Annotated in this window: 18 protein-coding genes; 7 read left to right on the top strand and 11 right to left on the bottom strand. The window is 71.1% G+C overall.

What is annotated here, in order from left to right:
- Positions 1 to 118 precede the first annotated feature (118 nt).
- On the top strand, positions 119 to 1,024 hold the full coding sequence (locus ACIBB8_RS12900; protein ID WP_398951319.1) for a VOC family protein: 906 nt from the start codon (positions 119 to 121) through the stop codon (positions 1,022 to 1,024).
- 176 nt (positions 1,025 to 1,200) lie between these two features.
- Entirely contained in the window at positions 1,201 to 3,636 is a 2,436-nt protein-coding gene (locus tag ACIBB8_RS12895; protein ID WP_398951317.1) for a PQQ-binding-like beta-propeller repeat protein, read from the top strand.
- 197 nt (positions 3,637 to 3,833) lie between these two features.
- On the opposite strand, the gene ACIBB8_RS12890 is transcribed toward ACIBB8_RS12895, so the two are convergent.
- The gene (locus tag ACIBB8_RS12890) at positions 3,834 to 4,436 is read right to left on the bottom strand and encodes a hypothetical protein (protein ID WP_398951315.1); all 603 of its coding nucleotides are present in this window, start codon (positions 4,434 to 4,436) and stop codon (positions 3,834 to 3,836) included.
- Positions 4,437 to 4,680: 244 nt separating this feature from the next.
- On the opposite strand from ACIBB8_RS12890, the gene ACIBB8_RS12885 reads away from it, so the two are divergent.
- Entirely contained in the window at positions 4,681 to 5,229 is a 549-nt protein-coding gene (locus tag ACIBB8_RS12885) for a hypothetical protein (protein WP_398951313.1), read from the top strand.
- 6 nt (positions 5,230 to 5,235) lie between these two features.
- On the opposite strand, the gene ACIBB8_RS12880 is transcribed toward ACIBB8_RS12885, so the two are convergent.
- The 3 genes from ACIBB8_RS12880 to ACIBB8_RS12870 are packed head-to-tail and all read right to left on the bottom strand — an operon-like array spanning position 5,236 to position 7,635.
- Positions 5,236 to 6,027 (bottom strand): enoyl-CoA hydratase/isomerase family protein, encoded by a 792-nt coding sequence (locus ACIBB8_RS12880; RefSeq protein WP_398951311.1) that lies wholly within the window; start codon positions 6,025 to 6,027, stop codon positions 5,236 to 5,238.
- A 10-nt stretch (positions 6,028 to 6,037) separates the two neighbouring features.
- Positions 6,038 to 6,478 carry a Zn-ribbon domain-containing OB-fold protein gene (locus tag ACIBB8_RS12875; protein WP_398951310.1) on the bottom strand — a complete coding sequence of 147 codons (441 nt, stop codon included), beginning with the start codon at positions 6,476 to 6,478 and terminating at the stop codon, positions 6,038 to 6,040.
- An 8-nt stretch (positions 6,479 to 6,486) separates the two neighbouring features.
- Positions 6,487 to 7,635: a lipid-transfer protein gene (locus ACIBB8_RS12870; RefSeq protein WP_398951308.1), complete on the bottom strand. Its 1,149-nt coding sequence runs from the start codon at positions 7,633 to 7,635 to the stop codon at positions 6,487 to 6,489.
- Between the two features lie 97 nt (positions 7,636 to 7,732).
- On the opposite strand from ACIBB8_RS12870, the gene ACIBB8_RS12865 reads away from it, so the two are divergent.
- Complete coding sequence (locus tag ACIBB8_RS12865) at positions 7,733 to 9,295, top strand: FadD3 family acyl-CoA ligase (protein ID WP_398951306.1); 1,563 nt, start codon at positions 7,733 to 7,735, stop codon at positions 9,293 to 9,295.
- Positions 9,296 to 9,299: 4 nt separating this feature from the next.
- Here ACIBB8_RS12865 and ACIBB8_RS12860 read toward each other — a convergent pair whose 3' ends face one another.
- The 4 genes from ACIBB8_RS12860 to ACIBB8_RS12845 all read right to left on the bottom strand — a co-directional run bounded on the left by ACIBB8_RS12860 (position 9,300) and on the right by ACIBB8_RS12845 (position 10,851).
- Positions 9,300 to 9,713, bottom strand: coding sequence for a type II toxin-antitoxin system VapC family toxin (locus ACIBB8_RS12860; RefSeq protein WP_398951304.1), 414 nt, complete (start codon positions 9,711 to 9,713; stop codon positions 9,300 to 9,302).
- Positions 9,713 to 10,039 (bottom strand): type II toxin-antitoxin system Phd/YefM family antitoxin, encoded by a 327-nt coding sequence (locus tag ACIBB8_RS12855; RefSeq protein ID WP_398951302.1) that lies wholly within the window; start codon positions 10,037 to 10,039, stop codon positions 9,713 to 9,715. The genes ACIBB8_RS12860 and ACIBB8_RS12855 overlap by 1 nt, the downstream gene beginning before the upstream one ends.
- A 187-nt stretch (positions 10,040 to 10,226) precedes the next feature.
- Entirely contained in the window at positions 10,227 to 10,499 is a 273-nt protein-coding gene (locus ACIBB8_RS12850; protein ID WP_398951300.1) for a hypothetical protein, read from the bottom strand.
- Positions 10,492 to 10,851 (bottom strand): hypothetical protein, encoded by a 360-nt coding sequence (locus ACIBB8_RS12845; protein WP_398951299.1) that lies wholly within the window; start codon positions 10,849 to 10,851, stop codon positions 10,492 to 10,494. Before ACIBB8_RS12845 ends, ACIBB8_RS12850 begins: the two co-directional genes overlap by 8 nt.
- A gap of 121 nt (positions 10,852 to 10,972) precedes the next feature.
- Here ACIBB8_RS12845 and ACIBB8_RS12840 point away from each other — a divergent pair, with 121 nt between their 5' ends.
- Both ACIBB8_RS12840 and ACIBB8_RS12835 read left to right on the top strand, forming a co-directional pair.
- A complete protein-coding gene (locus tag ACIBB8_RS12840; protein ID WP_393306305.1) occupies positions 10,973 to 11,248 on the top strand; it encodes a hypothetical protein in 276 nt (91 codons plus the stop codon).
- Positions 11,248 to 11,643, top strand: coding sequence for a PIN domain-containing protein (locus ACIBB8_RS12835; protein ID WP_393306307.1), 396 nt, complete (start codon positions 11,248 to 11,250; stop codon positions 11,641 to 11,643). Before ACIBB8_RS12840 ends, ACIBB8_RS12835 begins: the two co-directional genes overlap by 1 nt.
- Positions 11,644 to 11,714: 71 nt before the next feature.
- On the opposite strand, the gene ACIBB8_RS12830 is transcribed toward ACIBB8_RS12835, so the two are convergent.
- The 3 genes from ACIBB8_RS12830 to ACIBB8_RS12820 form a co-directional block, all read right to left on the bottom strand.
- Positions 11,715 to 11,903, bottom strand: a complete 189-nt coding sequence (locus ACIBB8_RS12830; RefSeq protein WP_398951298.1) for a hypothetical protein — start codon at positions 11,901 to 11,903, stop codon at positions 11,715 to 11,717.
- Positions 11,904 to 12,104: 201 nt separating this feature from the next.
- Entirely contained in the window at positions 12,105 to 12,296 is a 192-nt protein-coding gene (locus tag ACIBB8_RS12825; RefSeq protein ID WP_398951296.1) for a hypothetical protein, read from the bottom strand.
- 209 nt (positions 12,297 to 12,505) lie between these two features.
- Complete coding sequence (locus ACIBB8_RS12820) at positions 12,506 to 15,472, bottom strand: BTAD domain-containing putative transcriptional regulator (protein WP_398951294.1); 2,967 nt, start codon at positions 15,470 to 15,472, stop codon at positions 12,506 to 12,508.
- A 262-nt stretch (positions 15,473 to 15,734) separates the two neighbouring features.
- Here ACIBB8_RS12820 and ACIBB8_RS12815 point away from each other — a divergent pair, with 262 nt between their 5' ends.
- Positions 15,735 to 16,961 (top strand): amidohydrolase family protein, encoded by a 1,227-nt coding sequence (locus ACIBB8_RS12815; protein ID WP_398951292.1) that lies wholly within the window; start codon positions 15,735 to 15,737, stop codon positions 16,959 to 16,961.
- The last annotated feature ends 79 nt before the right edge of the window (positions 16,962 to 17,040 follow it).

Raw genomic sequence — 17,040 nt, 5'->3', positions numbered from 1 at the left:
GGCCAAGGAACCCCGATATCGAATCTTCGTTCGGTAAGGGGCATTCGCTGCGCGGTACACGCGGCGTGCGGCTACTTTGGGTGTGACGAGCGTCACTTCGATGGAAGGACCCGGGGCCATGGCCGCATTCCCGCGCTCCGCGCCGTGCTGGGTGGACGCGCAGCTCCCCGATCTCGAGGCGGGCAAGCGTTTCTACGGCGGGCTCTTCGGGTGGACCTTCCGGGCCGGGGACGCCGCCTGGGGCGCGTACGCCGAGGCCCTCAGTGACGGCAAGCTCGTCGCCGCACTCGCCGCCAAGCAGGACGGCCGGATGCCGACCGCCTGGGGCGTCTACTTCGCCACCGACGACATCGTCGCGACCGTCGCCCTGATCCGGCAGGAGGGCGGCCAGGTCATCACCGAGCCCGTCCGGGCCGGCCGCGCGGGCGTGCTCGGGCAGGCCGCCGACCCGGGCGGTGCGGTCTTCGGGCTCTGGCAGGCCGGTGACCGCAGCGGGTTCGAGAAGCAGAACGAGCCCGGATCCTTCTGCTGGACCGAGGTCTACACCCGGCAGAAGGGCCGCGTCGACGCCTTCTACGAGAAGGTCTTCGGCTTCCTCGGAACCGATCTCGGCGAGTCCGGCACCGATCACGGCGAGCCGGGCACCGGCGACGGCGACGCGGACAACGGGGACACCGGCGGCGGGGACACCGCCGAGTCCGGATCCGCCGAGTCCGGCTCCGGCGGTGCGGGTGCCTCCGAGCCCGGCGTCGACTTCCGCATGTGGTCCCCCGAAGGCACCGAACCCGGACCCGCCACCGCGATCGGTGGACGCAGCGTGATCACCGACGCGTTCCCGGCCGAGATGCCCAGCTATTTCCTCGTCTACTTCGCCGTCGCGGACTGCGACGCCGCCGCCGAGACGGCGGTCGGGCTCGGCGGCCGGGTCTCCGCGCCGCCCTTCGACATCCCGTACGGGCGGATGGCGGTCCTGCACGACGATCAGGGTGCTGAGTTCGCCGTACTTCAGCCCCCGGTGTCCTGAGAGAGGGCAGAGTGACATGTGACACCCCGATCCGCCCCCGGGTTCGCAACCATCGCTTCAGCCAGGAACAATCAGGGAGCGCACCGCCGGGTGGTGCCCAGTGATGAGACGCTGCACAGGGCGGGGTTTTTCGCGGACTTCTGTTCCTGAGGTCCGTACGGGGAGGTGGCAGGCAAGTGGTGGAGCAGCTGACGCAGCACGACCCGAGGCGGATCGGCCCGTTCGAGGTGCTGGGACGGCTCGGGGCCGGCGGCATGGGGCTGGTCTATCTGGCCCGCTCGGCGTCCGGCCGACGGGTGGCGATCAAGACCGTGCGTACGGAGCTCGCCGAGGACCAGCTCTTCCGGGTCCGCTTCACGCGTGAGGTGGAGGCCGCCCGCGCGGTCAGCGGCTTCTACACGGCCGCCGTGGTGGACGCCGACCCGCGCGCCGCCGTGCCGTGGCTCGCCACCGCTTACGTGCCCGCTCCCTCGCTCGAAGAAATAGTGAATGAGTGCGGCCCGATGCCGACCCAGGCGGTGCGCTGGCTGGCCGCCGGGATCGCCGAGGCACTCCAGTCCATCCACGGCGCAGGGCTGGTCCACCGCGACCTCAAGCCGTCGAACGTGCTGGTGGTCGAGGACGGTCCGCGGGTGATCGACTTCGGGATCGCGTCCGGCGTCTCCAACACCCGGCTGACCATGACCAACGTGGCCGTCGGCACTCCCGCGTACATGTCGCCGGAGCAGGCCAGGGACTCGCGCAGTGTCACGGGCGCGAGCGATGTGTTCTCGCTCGGCTCGACGCTCGTCTTCGCCGCCACCGGGCATGCGCCGTTCCACGGGGCGAACCCGGTCGAGACGGTTTTCATGCTGCTGCGGGAGGGACCCGATGTGGAGGGGCTGCCTGACGACCTGCGGCCGCTGATCGAGTCCTGCATGCAGATGGACGCCGGGCTGCGGCCCAGCCCGGCCGACCTGCAGGCCCAGCTCGCCCCGCACCTCTTCGCCTCCGGCAGCGACGACAGCGGTACGGCGTCGGCCTGGCTGCCGACGTCCGCCACGGCGATGATCGAGCAGCGCCGCGGCGGGGGGCGCACGGTGGTTCCCGCCGCGCCGGCGCCCGCCCCTGCGCCCGCCCCGGCGCCGCCGCCGCCCCAGCACCCGCCGCGGGGCGCGGACTGGGAGCCGGCGTGGCGCAGCGGCGCTGACCTGAGATCGCCGTCCCCCGCCCCCTCACCCGTTCGGGCGGCCGAGTCGGACGGGGGCGGTCCGGTGCGGCTGCCCGGGGCGAAGGTGCCGATCGGACCCGGGCCGCGTGCCGCGGACGTGCGCGCGATGGCCGGCGCGGAGGCGGGTCCCGCGACCGGGTGGGTGCGCCCGCCCGCCGGGCTGACCGGCGCGGCCCCGGCCGCCGCCCCGCTGACCGGCGCGGCCCCGGCCGCCGCCCCGCTGCCCCCTCCGGCGCACGCCCCCGATGCGCCGCCTGCGGAGCCGGACCGCTGGCGGCCCTGGCGGTTCCGGATGTCGAACGACGTGTGGGGCACCCCGGTCGTCGCCGGGGGCCTGCTGTACGTGACGTCGTTCGAGGTGCACGCGCTGGACGTCGGCAACGGGCGGCGCCAGTTCAAGACCCGCGACGTCGCCTGGTCGATGACGCTCGACGGCGGCCGCATCCACGGCTCCGACGGCCCTTCGCTGTACGCCCTGGACGCGCTGACCGGCGCCGAACGGTGGCGGCTGCAGACCGACGCCTGGGTGTACTCGCTCAAGGCCGACCGGGGCACCGTCATCACCGGCACGCGCGGTGGCGGCGTGCAGGCGTGGGAAGCGTCCACCGGCGAGAAGCTGTGGGAGACCGCAGGCGTACAGACCGACTTCGAGACGGCCGAGGCCGGGCCCGCGATCCACGACGGCACGGTGTACCTGTGGCAGGACGCCCGGCTGCGCGCGCTGGACGCCCGTACGGGCATCGAGCGCTGGTCGTACCCGATCGGTGACGCGGCGTCCTGCGGGGGTGTGCCGGTACGGGTGACGGCTGCCGCGGACGGGTACGTGTACGTCGCCGCGGGCACCCGGGTCCTCGCGGTGGACATCGCGTCGGGGCTGGTGCGCTGGCACTTCGAGTCGCCCGCGGTCTTCCTGTCCCCGCCCGCGTTCGCGCCGGGGCCCGCGGTCACCGGTGGCGGGGTGTACCTGGCCGACTACCTCGGCACGGTGTACGCACTCGACGCGACGACCGGCAAGGACCGGTGGCGCATCGCGACGGAGGCACGCCAGTCGATCGAACCGGTCCTGGTCGCGGCGGGCAATGTCCACGTCGGCAGCGGCAGCGCGCTGTACACGCTGGACGCGGTGACGGGTACCCCGAAATGGCGGTTCGCCGCGGGCGGCGAGGTCGTCGGCGCGCCGGTCGTCGCGGACGGCCGCGTCCACTTCGGTTCCGCGGACCACGTGCTGTACACGCTGGACGCGGCGGGCGGCCAGCTGCGCTGGAAGCTTGCGACGGGCGGCGAGATCACGGGGTCGCCGGTGGCGAAGGGGGGCGTGGTGTACGCGTGCAGCAAGGACCGCTGCGTGTACGCGCTGGACGCGCTGAAGGGGACGGGCACGGGGAACCGCGCACGGGCGTAGGCGTTCACCGGGCTCGCCCGGCAGCCGCTTTGTCGTCAATCGCCGGACGGGCTCGATCTCGCTGGACGGGCGCGGTTTTCCCCGCGCGTCCGGCGCGTACAGGCCGTTCCGGCATACTCCGACCCGTCCGTGTGCGAACGAAACCGTGCGCCACGGGTGGGGCAGGGTGGCGGAGGGCGTCGGGTTCGTCCGGCGTGTCAGGGGCCCGGCGGGTGGCGCGGGTCCGGGGGCTCGGGGCCCGTGTACGGATCCGCCTCCGGCTCCGGCAGGGGACTCGTCTGCACCGATGGTCCCGGTTCCTGCGTCGGCGGCCAGGTGTCCGGATCGTCCGACCCCGGCGCCGCGTAGGGTTGCTTCCGGTCCACGCGCGCCAGACGCCCGCGGCCGGCCCGCCGCCCCGGCATCACCGCAGCCCCCACCAGCATCAGTGCCCCGCCCACCGCGGCGGTCGCCACCCCCACCTGCAGCCCGGATCCGTCCGCCGCCACCGTCAGGTTCCCGGTCGCCTGCCCCTGCCGCACCATCCACAGCACGGTGAAGCCGAGGACGACGACCCCCGCGCACGCCACCAGCAGCCGGGACCGGAGCCACACACCCACCACCGTCATGGCCGCAGCGAAGAGAAGCGGCAGCCAGACCGACCCCCACAGCCCCGGCCGCGCACCGCTGATGCCGTTGAAGAGGTCCGCGATCCGGTACTGCCGCCCGAGGCGGCCGTCGTACCAGTCACGGAAGGGGCTCAGCACGGCGGCCGCCGCTCCTGCGAGAGCGACGGTCGAGCCGAGGATGTAGCGGATCATCATCGGCCTCCTGCGGTCGTGCGGACCGGCGTCGCGCGTCAGCACCGCTCTCGACGCCGACGCTACGCCGGGCCCCTGACCCCCGCCACCAGGGCGTGTTCCGAAAGTAGTGTCGTCCGCCCGTAGGGCGCCGCCCGGCAGGGGGCGCCCTGGTGGCGCACCGGCCGGACGTCCCTTCCCGCCATGCGTTACGGTGTCGCGCGGTCGGTCGCGACATGACAACAACACAAGGGGGGCTGCATCGATGATGCGGCAGCATCTGAAACTCTCGGCGGTCCTGGTGGCGGTGGTGCTCGCACTCACCGGCTTCTCGACCTCGACCCACGGCGGCAAGAGCCGCGGCAGCAAGAGCCGTGGTTCCAGCAGTAGCGGCGGCGGCTGCTCCAACTCCAAGAAGAGCAACGGCAGCTACCACCACAACGACTACGACGACGATGACTACGACGACTCGTCGAGCAGCTCGTCCGGGGGCTCCACCTACGAGACCGCGACCCCCGGCGCCACGGCGACCGACGTGCCCCAGGTGACCGTCGTCCGCTGCGCGCAGCCCCGCAAGGGCAAGGGGCGCGCCGTGACCGCCTCCACCGTCCGCATCACGGCCGTTGCGTACGACACGCACATGTACGACATCGACGTCACCTTCCTCGACGCGGCCGGCCACACCGTCGACACCGGCGACGCGAGCGTGGAGGTCGAAGGCGGCGCGAGCCGGACCCTCTCCGTGCGGATGGACACCCCGGGCAAGGTGTCCCGGGTGAAGAAGTGCCGGGTCGAGGCCACGCTCAGCTACTGACCGCGCTCACCGCAGTCCGAATCCGCCGTCGCCACGTCCGCGCCCACGTTCCCGCGCCGCGAACAGCTCGCCCTGCCGCTCCACCGGCAGGTTTCCGAGCGCGATCAGGTGCGGGGCGTGGGCCAGTGCCTGGGCGCGCGCCGCTTCCTTGGCGGACCACACCGCCCGCACCGTTCCCTGCACCGCCCCAGTCGGGTACGACGCGATGACGGCCGCCGCCCGCACCGCCGCAGCCACCGCGTCGCCGGGCGCCGTCACCTCGCTGACCAGCCCGGTCTCGTACGCACGACGGGCCGTCACCCGTTCGGCCGTACCCATCAGGGACATCCGGGCGACCTCCCCGAACGGCATCCGCTGCGCCATCTGAATCGCCTCGTACGCGCTGACCATGCCGTACGTCGTATGCGGGTCGAAGAACGTCGCTTCCTCCGACGCGATGACGAACTCCGCCTCGCCCAGCAGATAGAACGCCCCGCCGCACGCCATCCCCTCCACGGCGGCGATCACCGGCTTCCACAGGTCGTTCGCCTTCGGCCCGATCGAAAGCAGCGGATCGTCGATCGTGTACGGGGACGAGGGCTGCGGCACCTCCACGTCCCGGTCGATCCCCGTACAGAAGGCTCGCCCGCCCGCACCGGTGACGACGACGGCCCGCACCCCGTCGTCGAAACGGAACGCCCGCCACATGGCGGCGAGTTCGTCCGCCGTCGCCAGGTCGATCGCGTTCAGCTTCTCCGGCCGGTCGAGGGTGACGACCGCGACCCCGGTCTCCTTGTCGGTCTCCGTCCTCAGCGTCATCGTCGTCCGCTCACCGTTCCAGCAGCCAGCGGACCACGGTCAGCTCCGGGCTCACGGGCGCGAACACCACCCGCACCGGTGCCCCGATCCGCAGCCGCGCCGGATCGACCGAGTTGAGCGGTGCTTCGGGGCCGGTGACCACATTGCCGACCAGCCGGATGTGCGGAGCGTCGGCGAGTTCGACGACGACCGCGTTGTACGGGGCCTGCGCGGCATACGCGGGCAGCAGCGGCGGATGCGGCAGCACGTACGACCAGATCCGGCCGCGCCCGGTCATCGCCCGCCACTCGCTCTCGAAGGACCGGCAGTGCGGGCAGCAGGGCCGCGGCGGGAAACGGAGGGCGCCGCACGCGGGGGCGGCGCACGCCTGGACGCGGAGTTCGCCCCGGGCGGCGTACTCCCAGAAGGGGGCACCGTCCTCGTCGGCGACGGGCAGCAGCAGCGGTTCCATCCGTGTTCTCAGCTCCTCAGCAGTACGGCGGAGGTGGGCACGCCCTCACCGGCGGTGACCAGGCAGGTTGCGGCGTCCGGTACCTGCGCGGTGGAGATCCCGCGCAGCTGCTTCACTCCCTCGTTGATGAGGTTGAAGCCGTGCACGTACGCCTCGCTGAGCCCGCCGCCCCCGGTGTTGATCGGCAGCCGGCCGCCGCTCTCCAGCGCCCCGCCCTCGGTGAACGCGGCACCCTCGCCGCGCCCGCAGAAGCCGTAACCCTCCAAGGAGAGCGGGATGAGCGGGGTGAACGCGTCATAGATCTGTGCGACATCGACATCGTCCGGCCCGAAGTCCGCGTGCTTCCACAGCTGCCGGGCGGCCGTCCAGGCGGGGCCGGTGAGCGGGTCGTCCTTCCAGTAGTTGACCATCCCGTGGTGCTGGGCGGGCAGCCCCTGGGCGACGGAGTGGACGTAGACGGGCTTCTGGCGGCAGTCCCGGGCCCGCTCGGCGGACACGACGACGCAGGCCAGTGCCCCGTCCGTCTCCAGACAGTTGTCGAAGAGACAGAGCGGCTCACTGATCCAGCGCGAGGTCATATACATGTCGCGGGTCAGCGGCCGTTCGTACATCACCGCGTCCGGGTTCTGGTTGGCGCGGTTGCGGCAGGCGAGCGCGACATTGAAGAGATGGTCGCGGGTGGCCCCGTACTCGTGCATGTACCGCCGCGCGAGCATCCCGATCTCGTCGGCGGGCCGCAGCAGACCGTACGGGCGGGTCCACTGGGCGGGAGTGGGCAGCTGGACGGTGGTGTTCTTCCAGGGCCTCGGCCCCGAGCCACGCTTCCGCGAGCGCCAGGCGACCCCGACGCTCGCCTGTCCGGTGGCGACGGCGGCGGCGAGATGCGCGATCGTCGCGCACGAACCACCGCCCCCGTAGCCCACCTTGGAGAAGAAGGTGACATCACCGGCCCCGATCGCCTTGGCGACCTCGACCTCGTCGGTCTCCTCCATCGTGTACGAGGCGAACGCGTCGACCTCCGACGCGGCGATGCCCGCGTCGTCGAGCGCCGCGACGATGGCCCGGCAGGCCAAGGTCTTCTCGGATTCAGGGAGTTGTTTAGCGAAGGCCGTCTGTCCGATCCCGGCTATCGCCGTCACGTCCTTGAGCGCCGCCACCCGCCACCTCCGCGATCGTCATGACTGCTGACAGCGGCAGAGGCTACAGCTAATCTGACGGATAGTCAGCTATTACGGTTCGGTGGGAGGGCATGCGATGCGCGGCGACGAGGAGTGGGGCAGCATCCCGAGGCTGGTACGGGCGGCAGCACGGCGGTACGGAGACCGTGAGGCGGTCGTCGAGGGCCGCACCCGCATCTCGTACGCCGAAATCGGTGACCGCGTCGAACGTGCCGCCGCCGCGTGCATGGCCTCGGGTGTGGAGCCCGGCGACCGGGTCGCCGTCTGGGCACCGAACACCCTGGACTGGATCGTCTCCGCGCTCGGGGCGGTCACGGCGGGCGCGGTCCTGGTCCCCCTCAACACGCGCTTCAAGGGCGCGGAGGCGGCGTACATCCTGGAACGCAGCCGGGCGAAGCTGCTCTTCATCACCGGCACCTTCCTGGGTACGTCGTACCTGGCGTCGCTGCACAGGTCGGAGGCGGAACTCCCGCACCTGGAAAGGGTGGTGGTGCTCGCGGACACGGCCCCCGAGTCCTACCTCACCTGGAAGGACTTCCTGGCGGCCGGGGAGCGGATACCGCCTGCCGCGGTCCGGGAACGGGCCGACGCGGTCGCCTCCTCGTCCCCGTCCGACATCATCTACACCTCCGGCACCACGGGCCGCCCCAAGGGCGCCGTCATCACCCACGCCCAGACCCTGCGCTGCTACGCGATCTGGAGCGAGCTGGCCGGCCTGCGCGAGGGCGACCGCTATCTGATCGTGAATCCGTTCTTCCACACGTTCGGATACAAGGCGGGCATCATCGCGTGTCTGATGCGGGGCGCGACGATGATCCCGCAGCCGGTGTTCAACGTGGACACGGTCCTCGCGAACATCGCCGCCGAACGCATCTCGGTCCTCCCCGGCCCGCCCACCCTCCACCAGTCGCTCCTCGACCACCCGGCGCGGGCGACGCACGACCTCTCCGCCCTGCGCCTGGTCGTCACGGGCGCGGCGGTGGTCCCCCTGAGGCTGGTGGCACGCCTGCGCACGGAGCTGGGCATCGAGACGGTCCTCACGGCCTACGGCCTCTCCGAGGCGAGCGGCATCGTCACGATGTGCCGACCGGGCGACCCGCCCGAGACGATCTCCGCCACCTCGGGCCGCGCGATCCCCGGTACGGAGATCCGCGTCCTGGCGGCCCCCGGCACCCCCGGCGAGGTCCTGGTCCGCGGCTTCCACGTGATGCAGGGCTACTTCGAGGACCCGGACACCACGGCGGCCACGATCACCGAGGACGGCTGGCTCCGCACCGGCGACATCGGCGTCCTCGACGAGGCGGGCAACCTGCGCATCACGGACCGGATCAAGGACATGTTCATCGTCGGCGGCTTCAACGCGTACCCGGCCGAGATCGAACAACTCCTGGGCCTCCACCCGGACATCACAGACGTGGCGGTGATCGGCATCCCGGACCCGAGGCTCGGCGAGGTCGGCAAGGCGTACGCGGTCCGCCGGGCGGGCGCCACGCTCACGGCGGACGACCTGATCGCCTGGTCGAGGCGCGAGATGGCGAACTACAAGGTGCCGAGAGCGGTGGAGTTCGTGGGGGAGCTGCCGCGGAACGCGAGCGGGAAGGTGGTGAAGGGGGAGCTGCGGGGGCGGGCGGCGCCCTGACGGCTCACGGTGAGCCGGGGCTCCGGACCGGCAGCCCCAGGGACTGTGCGGATTCGACGAGCCGTTTGTCGTACGCCACGAACGCAGTGAGCGCCTGTCCCAGCCCCGCCGCTGCGGCCAGATGCTGAGCGTCCAGGGAACGGAGCCGGTGGCCGGGGGACAGGTTGCCGGCGCGGTCGAAGAGCAGGGGCGGCATGCGGATGAGGGCGCTTTCTTCAAGCCAGCTTTCGGCCTCCGCGGCTACATCGGGGTCCACGCCGACAGCATGCAGCGCGCGCCGTACCTCGGTCCGTGTGAGGTCGCAGGTTAGGGCGATGGCGGAGCCTTGGGCGGACAGCCATGCCTTGAGCGCGTCGGTCTCGGCCTCCGCCTTGAAGAGCTTGAGAGCCGCAGAGGTGTCGAGGTAGATGAAACGCATCAGCGACCTTCTCCCTCATCGTCCCGGAGTTCGTCCAGAACCTGGCTGAGGGGGGTGTCACCGGGCGCGGTGGGCGCTGTCCGGATGCGTGCCGTCTGCGCGGCGGTCCGAGCGCGCGCGAGATCCGGAAGGTCGATCAGTCCGTCGGCCACAGCCTGATTGACCGCCTCTTCGGCGGGATCCGGGGGGACGATCCGGGCAACGGTCCGACCGTGCCGGGTCACGGTGAATGTCTCCCCGTGCTCCAGGCGTACGAGGACGGCGGCGGCGTTCCGCTGAAGATCGCGGACCGTGATCCTGGTGTCGTGGTGCTCCTCGCTGTCCATGTCGTACAGGGTACGAGCGTGTGCGACACATCGCCATCAGGTGCGTCAACGGGGCTGGGTCAGGTCACCTGTTGCGAGTGGATCGGGGTGCGTGCGCCGATCGCGGCGGTTTGGTGAGGGGTATGGCGACCAAGAAGTACATGTGCAAGACCGATTGGAGGGAGCTGCGGGGCCGGGGTAGGCGGGCTCAGCTCGAGGGCCAGGTTGTCACCTGGAGCACGTACACGCACTGGTGCCGGATGACGGTGAGGTAGAGGAACATCCCGCCCGGCACGAGTGTGGTCTGTACGCCGTCACCCACCCCTTGGAACGATGTGCCGTCGAGGTGCAGCGCGGACGCGGCCCGCACGAGCTCGTCGGCGCGCTTCTCGACCTCGGCGACAAAGACGGGCGGGGGCGGAGTGGCGCCTCCGGTGACGTGGGTCTCGTCCGGGTCGTACTCCCACCGCCAGTCACTCACCGGCGAGCGATTCCCGTGCGGTCGCGTGCACGATTCGGATCTCGTCCATGGCTGCCCGCCAGGCAGGGGCATCCCTGTCGAGGTTCTGCGCCGCGTACTCGGCAGAGTGCAGGCGGGCGGCGGCAACGGGTAGCCGGGCGATCTCCACCGCGACGGCCCACGTCTCCAGGAACTGCATGATCGGCCCCAGGCTGCCGGTCTCCGCGGCCAGCGCGATGGCTGCGTCCTTCTGCTGCTCCATCTCGCCCAGCCGGTGCGGAGCCACCCGCGCGAGGGCGATTCGGAGCGCCGCCGGGGTCCGCTGCGGGCGGGGGATGAGGGGCCCCGCGGGGTCGATGTGCTGTGCGGTCATTCCGGTCCCTTCGCGCGTCTTCGCAGCCACGGTACGGGAGAGGCATGCGGCGGCGCATGTGCTTCACCGGATGGGGTGAATGGGGTGATGCGGGCACGATCGCGGCAGTATGGTGATTGGTATGGCAACTAAGAAATACACGGTCACCCTGCCGGAGGAGCTGGCGGAGGAGATCCGCAGCGAGGTCGGCCCCGGTGCGTTCAGCGCGTATGTCACGCGCGCCATAGAGCGCCAGCGCGAGCACGACCGGTTGGGGGAGCTGGTCGCCTGGATGCAGGAAGAGGGCGGGCCGCTCACAGAGGAGGAGCAGGCCGCGGCTGCGGCGGAGTTCCGCGACATCGAGCGGTGGTTCGAGGAGCGGGAATCCGGGGCGCAGGGCGGGGCGGCAGCTGCCTGATGGGAGACACCTGCTTTGTGCTGGACAGCGAGGCACTGTCCAGGGCCGTACTCCGCGACAGGGCCATGACCGCCATCCTCACGAAGGCTCATCAGTCCGGTGTCCGCGTGGTGACCAGCTCCATGACACTCATTGAGGCGTATCACAGCAAGATTCGGCGACCCGTCTGGAACTGGGCGATGGCGCGGGTGGTGGTCGAGCCCGTGACCAAGGAAATCGCCGACGAGGCGATTGAACTATTGGGGAAGACCGGGCTGCACGGCCATAAGTACGCCATCGATGCGGCCCTGGCGGTGATCGCGGGGCGTCAGCCGGGGCGAGTGGTGGTCTTCACGTCGGACGATGACGACATGGGGAAGTTGTGCGAGGCGAGGGTGCTGGTGCGGCGGCTTTAGGGGCGACCGGGAGCACGCAACGCGAGGTGCCCGAGCCGACGGCTCGGGCACCTCTTTCCTGCGCGTGTGGCTCAGCTGGCGTGGCTGTCCTGCGGGGTCACCACGGTGGCGTGGGTGTTCTGCGGGGTCACCACGGTGGCGTGGGCGTCCTGCGGGGTCACCACGGTGGCGTGCTGGTCAGCCAGCGCCGGGCTGGCCGCGCCGAGACCGAGGGCCACGGCGAACGCGCCGGCGACGAGCGTCTTCTTCGTGCGGGTCATTCCAACTCCTGCGTGTGGAGCGAGCTTCCGGACGTGAAGTGACAGTAGTGACAGGGGGGGGCGGTGGTGGAACCCCGTTGGCGGGAAGCGGTCGAACGTTGGCGCGAATACGTGAGCCGGTGTGCGAACGTGCAGCGGCCGCGACGGCTCCCCCTCCGCGCCGCCGCGGCCGTCCCCCCGTGCCCCCGCCGAAAAGAAGAACTAGTTCGTGGGCTCCGACGTCGCGTGCATGTCGTCGGTCGTGGCCGTGCCGCCCGTGGCGTGCATGTCCAGCGGCTTGATCGGTCCGCCGGTCGCGTGCATGTCCAGAGTGGTGATCTGGTCGGCGTCACCACCGGTGGCGTGCATGTCCTGCGGCTTGATCTCCGGGTTCTTCTTCGTCGCGTCAGCCATGATGATCTGCTCCCCTTGGCGTTTCTTCGTGATGGGTGGTCAAGGCCCGCCCGGCTGTTCCCCCGTGGACCGCCGGACGGGCCTTTCAGGGCCGCTCACATTAGTGCCACGGCCGCCTGTCGTCCCGTCTGCCCCCCGACGCGACGGATCGACTAAGAGAAGAATGCCGGGTCGCGATAAACGAACGATGAACGTCCCCGGTAGGCGTCCTACGCAGTCGTCACGGAGGCAACGGCGGACAGCATGCCGCGCACATCGGCCGCCTCGTGCGAACCCAGTTCCTCGTAGATGGCCAGGGCCTCGTGCCAGCAGACCTGAGCGCGCCCGAACTGCCCGATCTCCCCAAGGGCGCGCCCGAGCACGGTGAGCACGTTGCCCCTCCGCCATTCGCCACCGATGCCTCGCAGCGCGGTCAGGGCCTGTTCGGCCTTGGTCGCGGCATCGGCCGAGCATCCGGCAGCGAGGTCGACCTCGGCGAGCCTGAAGAGAGTCATCCCTTCCCACAGGCGTTGGCGGCTGTCCCGGAAGACGGCCAGTGCTTCCAGAAGTCTTTCCGTCGCATCCGTGAAATGGCCGCTCTGTGTGAGGGCCATGCCGAGCGCATAGCGGCCGTTGGCACTCCGAAGGGCATGACCCAGGCTGTCGTATATGTCTATGCCCTGCCGGGCCAGAGACACCGCACTGCCGGTGCGGCCCGTGGCCAGGTGAATGCGCGACAAGTTGCACAGCGCGCTCGCCTCGCCCGGCCGGTCCTGGATCCGACGGAAGCTGTCGATGGCCTGGGTCAGATATCTCTCGCCGTCGTCGTATCGACTCTGGTAGAGCGCCATGATGCCGCGAGCGTTCGGAGCCCAGCACCCGGGCAACGGGTCGAGGTCGGCTTCGACGAGCCGCATGATCTCCTCCGCCTCCTGCTCGGCCTGGTCGAAGCGCCCCGATGTGTGGTGCACATCGGCCAGTGTGACCAGAGCACGCACCTCAGTGCGCTGGTCGTCGCAGGCGCGGGCAGCGTCCCTTACGGCAAAGGCGACGGTCTCGTACTGTTTCGAGTTGGCGCCGGACTCGCCCAGATCCAGCGATGCCCAGAGAAGGTCCACGGCCCGGCGCAAGGTGCCGGGGCCGGACGATTGGCGTACGCAGGCGAGAAGCGTGCCGGCCTCCGTATAGAGCCAGTCCAGCGCCGAGTGCCGGTCCGCGAACGACAGGCCCTCGTGCTCCGTCGGCTCCAGGTGGTCCACCAGTCGATCCCCCGGCCGCTCCAGCGCATACACCCCCGCCGCCGTCGCCAGATAGAAGTCCAGCAGCCGCGACAGCGCGAACTCCCGCTCCTCCGGAGGCTGTTCGTCCCGCTCCGCGCACGCACGCGCGTAGAGACGTACCAGGTCGTGGTAGCGGTACCTGCCCGGCGCCGCCGACTCCAGGAGCGACGTGTCGACCAGGGACTCCAGCAGGTCCTCCGCCGCATGCACCTCCAGGTTCAGCAGCGCCGCCGCTGCCGGCAGGGAGATGTCCGGGCCGTCCGCCAGGCCCAGCAGGCGGAACGCGCGGGCCTGGGCCGGTTCCAGCTGGCCGTAGCCGAGTTCGAAGGTGGCCTTCACCGCCAGGTCGCCCGCCTGGAGCTCGTCCAGGCGGCGCCGCTCGTCCGCGAGCTTCGCCGCGAGGACCGAGACCGTCCACGTGCGGCGGGAGGCCAGGCGGGAGGCGGCGATGCGGATCGCCAGGGGGAGGAAGCCGCACGCGGCGACCACGTCCAGGGCCGCCTCGCGCTCCGAGCCGACCCGTTCCTCGCCGACGATCCGGGTGAAGAGCTGGAGCGCCTCCTCCGGGGACATCACGTCCAGGTCCACCAGGTGCGCGCCCGCCAGGTCGACCATGCGGACGCGGCTGGTCACCAGGGCCGCGCAGCCGGCCGTGCCGGGCAGCAGGGGGCGGATCTGCGCCGCGTCGTGCGCGTTGTCCAGGAGGACCAGGATGCGGCGGCCGTCGAGCGTGGAGCGGTAGAGGGCGGCGCGCTCCTCCAGGGAGTCAGGGATCGCCGAGTCGGCGGTGCCGAGGGCACGCAGGAACGCGCCGAGCACCGTCTCCGGCTCCGCCGCCCGTGCGCCGGCACCCTGCAGGTCGACGTAGAGCTGGCCGTCCGGGAAGTGCGGGCGCGCCTGGTGGGCGACGTGCACGGCGAGGGTCGTCTTGCCGACGCCGCCGATGCCCGCGAGCGCCGACACGGCCATGACCGAACCCTCCGCCGTCGCCAGCCGGTCGCCCAGTTCGCGTACGAAGGAGGCGCGGCCGGTGAAGTCCGCGACCGTCGCCGGGAGTTGGGCCGGGCGGACGGCGGCGGGCGCGGGCGCCGCCTCGTCGGCCGGGTGGGCCAGGTCCTCGTCGGCCTGCAGGATCCGCTGCTGGAGCTGCGAGAGCTCGGGGCGCGGGTTGACGCCCAGCTCGTCGGCGAGCAGCCGGCGCGTGTCGGCGTACACCGCGAGCGCTTCCGCCTGACGGCCGCTGCGGTACAGGGCGATCATCAGCAGTTCGCGCAGCCGCTCCCGCAGCGGGTGCGCCGCGGTGAGTGCGGTGAGTTCGGAGACCGCCTCCGCGTGGCAGCCGACCTCCAGATCCAGGTCGAGCCGGGTCTCGGTGAGCTGGAGTCGCCACTCGGCGAGCCTGGTGCGCTGGTTCTCGGCGTAGGGGCCCGGGACGGAGGCCAGTGTTTCGCCGTCCCACAGCGCCAGTGCCTCGTTGAGCAGGGTCCGGGCCCGGTACCGGTCCCCGCCCGCCCGCGCCTTCTCCGCGCCGGCGGCCAACTCCTGGGCCACCGTGAGGTCGAGCGCGTCGGGGCTGGTCCGGATCGCGTACCCGCCGGCGTCGCTGATCAGGGTGGACGGGTCGAGGATCTTGCGCAGCCGGGACGCGTACGTCCGTACGGCGGCGAGCGCCTGGGACGGGGGCTCGTCGCCCCAGATGGCGTCGATGAGTTCGGCGGCGGTGGCCGTGCGTCCGTCGCGCAGCAGCAGCGCGACCAGCAGGGCCCGCTGCTGCGGCGAGCCGGACGCCAGCGGTTCGTCGTCACGCCAGGCGCGTACGGGGCCGAGCACGGCGAACCGCAGGCCGGTCCCGGTCGTCTGTTGCTGAGCAGCGCGCTGCTCCGGAACGCGCACACGTGGCCCGTGGTCACGGTCCATTGATGCCCCCTGTCCTGCTCGCCCCGCCAGTCCTGTCGGTCGCGCTGGTGTCTCTGCCCGGAATGACCGCCGCTGCACCGATGCGGTCCGGGTGGATCCGGATTACGACCTACCGCTGGTATCGCGGTCAACAGTCTGCCTTGTTATGGGTGGACACGTCAGCAGTGGGTGACGCTCTGCGCAAGCCCTCGACAACGATTTGAAGCCTAGGCCCCGGTCCAGGTAGCTGACGGTACGTCAGATCGACGCTACCGTGGTGCACATGGAGACCTTCCCGAAGATCATCTCGGTGGACGATCACACGGTGGAGCCCGCTCATGTCTGGCGGGACCGGCTCCCGTCCAAGTACCTCGACCGGGGCCCGCGCATCGTCCGCGCCCCCCTGAAGGAAATGACCTTCATGGGCGGCAGGTTCGCACCAGTGATGGGCGCAAAGGGCGACGAAGGGCCGATCGGCGACTGGTGGGTGTACGAGGATCTGCACCGACCGCTCACCCGGCTCGACACCTCCGTCGGCTACGACCGGGACGAGATCAAGCTCGAAGTCATCACGTACGAGCAGATGCGCCCCGGTTCGTACGCGGTCCCGGACCGGCTCGCCGACATGGACATCAACCACGTCCAGTCCGCGCTCTGTTTCCCGACCTTCCCCCGGTTCTGCGGCCAGACGTTCACAGAGGCGAAGGATCGTGAACTCGGACTGCTCGGCGTGCGCGCGTACAACGACTGGATGGTCGAGGAGTGGTGCGGCCCCGACGCGCAGGGCCGGCTGATCCCGCTGACCCTGGTCCCGCTCTGGGACGCACAGCTCGCCGCCGACGAGGTCCGGCGGAACGCCGCGCGCGGGGTGCGTGCCGTCGCGTTCTCCGAGATACCCCCACATCTGGGACTTCCGTCGATACATACGGACGAGTGGGATCCGTTCCTGCGGGCCTGCGACGAGACGGGCACCGTGATCGCGATGCACATCGGCTCGTCCTCGAAGATGCCGTCCACCTCGGCCGACGCCCCGCCGGCGGTCGGCTCCACCATCACCTTCGCCAACTGCTGCTTCTCGATGGTCGACTGGCTGATGAGCGGCAAGTTCGAACGGTTCCCGAACCTCCGGATCATGTACGCGGAGGGCCAGATCGGCTGGATCCCGTACATCCTGGAACGGGCCGACGTGGTCTGGGAGGAGAACCGGGCCTGGGGCGGTGTCGCCGACAAGGTGCACCGGCCGCCGTCGGAGCTCTTCGCCGAGCACGTGTACGGGTGCTTCTTCGATGACGCGTTCGGGCTGAAGAACCTGGACGCGATCGGCGTCGGAAACGTCCTGTACGAGACCGACTACCCGCACTCGGACTCGACCTGGCCCAAGTCGCGCGAGGTCGGAGAGGCACAGATGGGGCACCTGGACCCGGACGTGGTGGACCGGATCGTGCGCCGCAACGCCATCGATCTGCTGGGGCTCACGGACGAGGGACTGTGGGCGGGGCCGGGGGCGTGAGGCCGTAGGCCCGCCCGCGGGTGGTACGGCACGGGCGCCACCGGCGGGTGGGTACGGCGTGGGGCCCACCGTCTCCGGC

This window comes from Streptomyces sp. NPDC051286 (assembly GCF_044455345.1).
Taxonomy (GTDB): Bacteria; Actinomycetota; Actinomycetes; order Streptomycetales; family Streptomycetaceae; genus Streptomyces.
The sequence above is the reverse complement of the archived record's forward strand: the minus strand, read 5'-3'. Positions and strand labels throughout refer to the sequence as shown.

Coding starts and splice junctions, on each gene's coding strand:
- ACIBB8_RS12820 (WP_398951294.1), bottom strand. CDS start 15,472: ATGGACCGTGACCACGGGCCACGTGTGCGCGTTCCGGAGCAGCGCGCT.
- ACIBB8_RS12835 (WP_393306307.1), top strand. CDS start 11,248: ATGGGAGACACCTGCTTTGTGCTGGACAGCGAGGCACTGTCCAGGGCC.
- ACIBB8_RS12860 (WP_398951304.1), bottom strand. CDS start 9,713: ATGCGTTTCATCTACCTCGACACCTCTGCGGCTCTCAAGCTCTTCAAG.
- ACIBB8_RS12815 (WP_398951292.1), top strand. CDS start 15,735: ATGGAGACCTTCCCGAAGATCATCTCGGTGGACGATCACACGGTGGAG.
- ACIBB8_RS12865 (WP_398951306.1), top strand. CDS start 7,733: ATGCGCGGCGACGAGGAGTGGGGCAGCATCCCGAGGCTGGTACGGGCG.
- ACIBB8_RS12875 (WP_398951310.1), bottom strand. CDS start 6,478: ATGGAACCGCTGCTGCTGCCCGTCGCCGACGAGGACGGTGCCCCCTTC.
- ACIBB8_RS12880 (WP_398951311.1), bottom strand. CDS start 6,027: ATGACGCTGAGGACGGAGACCGACAAGGAGACCGGGGTCGCGGTCGTC.
- ACIBB8_RS12830 (WP_398951298.1), bottom strand. CDS start 11,903: ATGACCCGCACGAAGAAGACGCTCGTCGCCGGCGCGTTCGCCGTGGCC.
- ACIBB8_RS12825 (WP_398951296.1), bottom strand. CDS start 12,296: ATGGCTGACGCGACGAAGAAGAACCCGGAGATCAAGCCGCAGGACATG.
- ACIBB8_RS12890 (WP_398951315.1), bottom strand. CDS start 4,436: ATGATCCGCTACATCCTCGGCTCGACCGTCGCTCTCGCAGGAGCGGCG.
- ACIBB8_RS12840 (WP_393306305.1), top strand. CDS start 10,973: ATGGCAACTAAGAAATACACGGTCACCCTGCCGGAGGAGCTGGCGGAG.
- ACIBB8_RS12855 (WP_398951302.1), bottom strand. CDS start 10,039: ATGGACAGCGAGGAGCACCACGACACCAGGATCACGGTCCGCGATCTT.
- ACIBB8_RS12845 (WP_398951299.1), bottom strand. CDS start 10,851: ATGACCGCACAGCACATCGACCCCGCGGGGCCCCTCATCCCCCGCCCG.
- ACIBB8_RS12885 (WP_398951313.1), top strand. CDS start 4,681: ATGATGCGGCAGCATCTGAAACTCTCGGCGGTCCTGGTGGCGGTGGTG.
- ACIBB8_RS12900 (WP_398951319.1), top strand. CDS start 119: ATGGCCGCATTCCCGCGCTCCGCGCCGTGCTGGGTGGACGCGCAGCTC.